The sequence below is a fragment of the Ruegeria sp. D3 genome (genome assembly GCF_056534465.1).
The window spans coordinates 1-5305 of sequence record NZ_JBQFPK010000033.1 but is presented as its reverse complement, the minus strand read 5'-3'; the positions used below and the strand labels follow the sequence as shown (position 1 = coordinate 5305).

Below are 5305 nucleotides of genomic sequence, written 5' to 3'. Positions count from 1 at the left end.
GTTAACGTCCCCGACATCAAGCGTGAAGGTCTTACTGACCGCAAGATCACCTGCATCCGTGGCTGTGACCGTGAGGACAACCTGAGTTTCGCTCTCATAATCCAGGCTTTCACCGTCCTTCAGTTTCAAGTTGCCGCCCAGAACTTCGAAGCGATCATCATCGACAGTATATGTGATCGTGTCGCCGACATCCGGATCGCTGACCGAGAGCATGCCAATCACGGCCCCGGCGTCTTGTTCCTGGACCTCTGAACCTGTCAGGGTGAGATCTTCCGGGGCATCATTGACCGGTGTGATCTCAAGCGCGAAGGTCTCGCTTGTTGCAAGTGAGCCATCGCTCGCCGTCACCATGATGTTCAATGTGCCGTTGAAGTCCTGCGGCGGTGTGCCTGAGAAACTCTCCGTAGCCGCATCAAACATCAACCAGTCCGGCAGCGCCGAACCATCCGCAAGCGTTGCGGTCAAGGTCAACGCATCGCCATTCGGATCCTCAAACGCGTCCGGTGGTAGTGTAAAGCTCACGGCTTCATCTTCTGCGTAAGACTGATTGGGCAATAGAACTCACAAATCAGGCCGATCGTTGGCTCCGTGCACAACCATTGAAACCGTTGCGGTGCTCTCCCCGCGATGGCCGTCCGCCACGGTATAGGTGAAGGTATCCGTCAGGGTCTCGCCAACTGCCAAAGCCTGAACATCAGCTGCGCCGGTGGGACCATAGCTGATGGTCCCATCGGTGTTCAGCGTTAGGACTGCGCCATGCGCACTCGTTGTGGAAACCGCTGTCATGGTCAGCGCATCTCCCTCGGCATCGCTGTCATTGGCCAAGAGGGTAGCGGTATCAATCAGGGTCACAGCATCCTCTGTGATTGGCGTCGAACTCAGCGCAACATCATCAACCGCAACAGGTGCATCGTTGACAGGGGTAATCTCAAGCGCAAAGGCATCGCTTGCTGAAAGAGACCCGTCACTGGCCGTCACCAGTACATTGACCATGCCATTGAAATCCTGCGGCGGTGTGCCTGAGAAGCTCCCTGCAACCGCATCAAACACCAGCCAGTCCGGCAGGGCCGTGCCATCCGTAAGTGTCGCACTCAAGGTCAGCGCATCCCCATCCACATCCGTGAATGCGTTCGCCGGCAGCACAAAGCTCACGGTCTCATCTTCCACGGAAGACTGATCAGGCAATACAATCGCCACAACAGGCGCATCGTTGGCTCCATGAACAACCACGGAAACACTTGCGGTGCTCTCCCCGCCATTACCGTCCTCGACCGTATAGGTGAATGTATCCGTCAGGGTCTGACCCTCTGCCAGGGCCTGAACAGCGTCTGCGCCGGTTGGATCATAGCTGATCGTCCCGTCGTCTGTGTTCAGCGTCAGGGCCGCGCCATGTGCACTCGTCGGAGACACATCCATCACCGTCAGCGCATCTCCATCCACATCGCTGTCATTGGCCAGAAGCGTGGCGGTCTCAATCAGGGTGACAACATCTTCTGTGATAATCTTGTGACTTTGAGCAACACCGTTCGCATCAAAAACGCGGGCCTTGATGGCGAGGTCCCCATCGCCCTGCTGTCCGTCATGAGACTCCCAGGTGACAACAAAACCCCCATTGGCGAGGGCTGTCACACTCGGGTTCTGTTGCCAGCCATTGGTGAATTCATTGACCAGGAATTCACTGACAACCTCATCGCCATTCTCATTGAAAATGCGGGCCTTGATGGCAGTACCGGACGTATCCCCTTGCTGCTGGTCCTCAGACATCCAGGTGACAACAAAATGGCCATTGGTGAGCGCTGTAATACTCGGGTATACTTGCCAGCTATCGGTGAATTCATTGACCAGGAACTCACTGACAATCTCATCGCCATTCTCATTGAAAATACGGGCCTTGATGGCAGAAGCGGACGCATCCCCTTGCTGCTGGTCATGAGACCCCCAGGTGACAACAAAACCCCCATTGGCGAGGGCTGTCACACTCGGGTCCTCTTGCCAGAAGTTGATGAATTCGTTGACACGGAACTCACTGACAATCTCATCGCCATTCTCATTGAAAATACGAGCCTTGACGGCAGACCAAGACGTATCCCCGTGCTGTTGGTCCCAAGAATGCCAGGTGACGACAAAATGGCCATTGGCGAGCGCTGTAACGCTCGAGTATAGTTGCGCGTCATTGGTGTATTCATTGACCAGGAATTCACTGACAATCTCATCGCCATTTGCATCGAAAATGCGGGCCTTGATGGCAGAACTGGACGTATCCCCTTGCTGCCCGTCAAGAGAATGCCAGGTGACGACGAAATGGCCATTGGCAAGGGCTGTCACGCTCGGCCAGCCTTGCATGTCATGGGTAACTTCATTGACCGGGAACTGACTGACAATCTCATTACCATCCGTATCAAAAATACGGGCCTTGATGTCAAAACCAGACGGATGCCCTTGCTCCTGATCATTGGACGGCCATGTGACGACGAAATGGCCATTGGCGAGCTCGGTAACGCTGGGGGTCAATTGACTACCATTAGTAGACTCATTCACCAGAAATTCACTGACAATCTCGACACCATTCTCATTGAGAATACGGGCCTTGATGGCAGTTTCAGACGTATCGCCCGGCTGTCCATCATCAGACTGCCAGGTGACGACGAAATGGCCATTGGCGAGAGCGGTAACACTCGGGTCGCTTTGAGAGCCATCGGTGAAGTCATTGACCAGGAACTCACTCGGATCAACAGTATCATCAGCCGCGACAGGTGCATTGTTCATTACGGTCATTTCTTTATCCAATTCAAGCTGTGAGAAATTGAGATGATCTCATTTGCGTGCTGTACATGTGAGTGATGAGTGAAAACCTGTTGTTATTGTACTGGCTAACGTTCCAAAGTTTTACTGATTGGGTTCCGCTGCGCGATTGACCGCGAATACGTCCAGCCAATTCGTCCCGCATCCAACACTGGATCCAGATCGCTGAATTGGAAAATACCATGATTCTATATTTGAATAGGAAAAGGCTATGGTGGGGTCTGCACCTGTCAGACTGTTACTTTGTCAATACGGCCTGAGCAAACAGTCGCCACAAGCACCATTATCGCACCAGAAGTCTGCAATGGTCTTCTGGTCAGGGCGAGTTGCCCAGTCAACCACATCAGTTCGACGTTCCGCCCTGCATTACGTTCTAACCAATGGCCGTGCCTGGCTCACCCAAACACTGACCGCTATCGCAAACGGGCATAAACAGTCCAACATCAGCAGCCTGATGCCCTGGAATTACGCCACAGACCTGTAATCGGTGCACCGCCTTCACTTTATCCTGAAAATGACGCAGAAATCTCAGCGGCCCAATGCATGTACCGGCTGCTGTTCTCCGCCGTCCCTGAGGCCCTGGTTCAGACCTGCATCGTGCATCTGGTGCGCTATGCACTGCGCAGCTCTCTCGGCAGATGAAGTGGCCGAAACATCTGCCCGTGCGGCTCAAAACCTGTGACTGAGGGCAAATCCAATGTAGGGATTGGGGTCACCGCCTTGTGCGCGATATCCCGCGTTAAACAGAATTTCCGGTCCGGGCGCTTCTGAAGCAAGCTGATAGGTCAGGCCAATATCTATCGGCCGCACTGAAGATGTAATCTGCACAGTTTGAGAGCTTCTTGTCACGCCCGTGCTTTCCTGACCGGCCACTGCTGCAACCCTGTCCCGGGGGAGGTCGATTGAAATCTCACCAGAGGAGATCTGGAGCGGACTGGATATCGACAAGCGCATCGTGCCTGGGCTGCCGAGAAAGCGTTTCTTGCTGATTGAGACGCTGCCGGCACGCCCCGTCAGACTTTTGCCGCCAGTGACCAGGCCTGCCTGTTTGAAATCTGTCCTGCTTTGCGTGCCCGATACCGTCAGGAGCGTGCCCTGCCCGACCGCAACAGATCCGGATATTTCCAAGAACGAGGTAGAGCTGCGTCCGCCCTGACCCGCGGCTCCCATGAAGCGGGATCCAAGGACTGTGCCGTTTTCTTCTATGAGGCCGAACTGGGCAGAAAGGCCTGACCCATCTTTGTCTTTTGCTTCAAGCCCTATGCTGGTCCTTGAGAAGGAGCCCGTGGATGATCCGACCGCGTGGTCAGTAATAAGGGCCAGCGCTTGTGTGAGTTCAAACTTGTGCCTGAATGAGTAGTCTTCTGTCAGAAGCTGTCCAAATGGATCTGCGTCTGGATCTATGTCGCCGAGAGTTATCTCATAGGAGAACACATCCCCATCAAAACGGAGACCTGTTCCGTGATCTGAACGCATGAGTGTGAGGCTGTCGCTGGCCTTTGTTTCCCGTACAAAGGTGGGGCGGGGTTCTGGCGCCTTGAGTTCGGAGACCAGGGCACTGGCAGCAAGCTCAAATCCGCGCGTATACTTATCTGCAACCATCAGGGTCTGCCCTGCGAGGGCCTGGTTGAGGGCTGGCGCCAGGGCGCCGCTGGCGACGATGCCGGTTTCGGCGAGAGGCATGGCGTCGCTCTCGGTGGTGTTCCCCTGGTAGACGACAAGCTCACCCATAGGAAGCATGGCGCGTTCCAGATTGAGGAGGCCCTGCCCGTAGATCGGGTCAACACCCGGCTCACCGAGATCTTCGGCTGCCGCGAACATAATCTCAGCGATTACGGGTGCTGTCAGGTGTGGCCACTGGCTCTTCAATACGGCATAGGCGCCAGTGACATAGGCGGCTGCAATGGATGTTCCGTTCAAGTGAGTGAAGCCGTTGCCGTTGGGGATGATAATGACACCTGCGCCTGGCGCAGCGAGGCAAAAGTGCATTGCGACGCCACAGTGGTTGGAGGAGTGCCATAGGCTCTTGTCTTCACGGACAGCAACGACGGCGATGAAGTAACCGAGATAATCGTCCAGCACGACCGGAATGCCTGCAGTGACTGAGACGTCGGGCAGGCCGCCGTTGCCTGCGCCAAAAACGGTCATCAAGTCTTCGGATTTGGCTCTATTCAGGGCGGTGATGGTTTTGTCGCCAAGAAATTCTTTGAGATTTTTGCTATTTTCGTCCGGAGTTTCAGTTGTGAAATCCGTGATTGGCATTTCGACGATGAAATCATCGACAATTTTGGTTCGAACCCAGCTGTTGTTCATGACATGCGCACCAGCGTCAATTGCGCGGTTTATGGCATCAGCCCATATGCTCTCGATCGGAATCGTAAATTCGGTGTAGTCGCCCCGTTTTCTTATTCCATTGAAGATGACAAGCTCGGATTCAAAGGCAACGCCGTGCAGGCCTTGACCGTTTTTCCTGCCTGCAGCGATGTTGGCTACATGCGTGCCA

At 54.6% G+C, this 5305-nt stretch carries 3 protein-coding genes and 1 pseudogene; 1 reads left to right on the top strand and 3 read right to left on the bottom strand.

Annotated elements, in window-relative coordinates; translation table 11 throughout:
- Positions 1-555 (bottom strand): putative Ig domain-containing protein (locus tag ACR0DX_RS22540; protein WP_480847505.1); only part of this gene is annotated, 555 nt, incomplete at its 3' end.
- A 6-nt stretch (positions 556-561) separates the two neighbouring features.
- Positions 562-2766 carry a tandem-95 repeat protein gene (locus tag ACR0DX_RS22535; RefSeq protein WP_480847503.1) on the bottom strand — a complete coding sequence of 735 codons (2205 nt, stop codon included), beginning with the start codon at positions 2764-2766 and terminating at the stop codon, positions 562-564.
- A gap of 421 nt (positions 2767-3187) precedes the next feature.
- Here ACR0DX_RS22535 and ACR0DX_RS22530 point away from each other — a divergent pair.
- Positions 3188-3286 (top strand): annotated as a pseudogene (locus ACR0DX_RS22530) (transposase domain-containing protein); the annotation flags it as partial.
- A 185-nt stretch (positions 3287-3471) separates the two neighbouring features.
- Here ACR0DX_RS22530 and ACR0DX_RS22525 read toward each other — a convergent pair.
- Positions 3472-5305, bottom strand: a 1834-nt coding sequence (locus ACR0DX_RS22525; protein WP_480847501.1) for a S8 family peptidase, incomplete at its 5' end; no start/stop codon positions are given.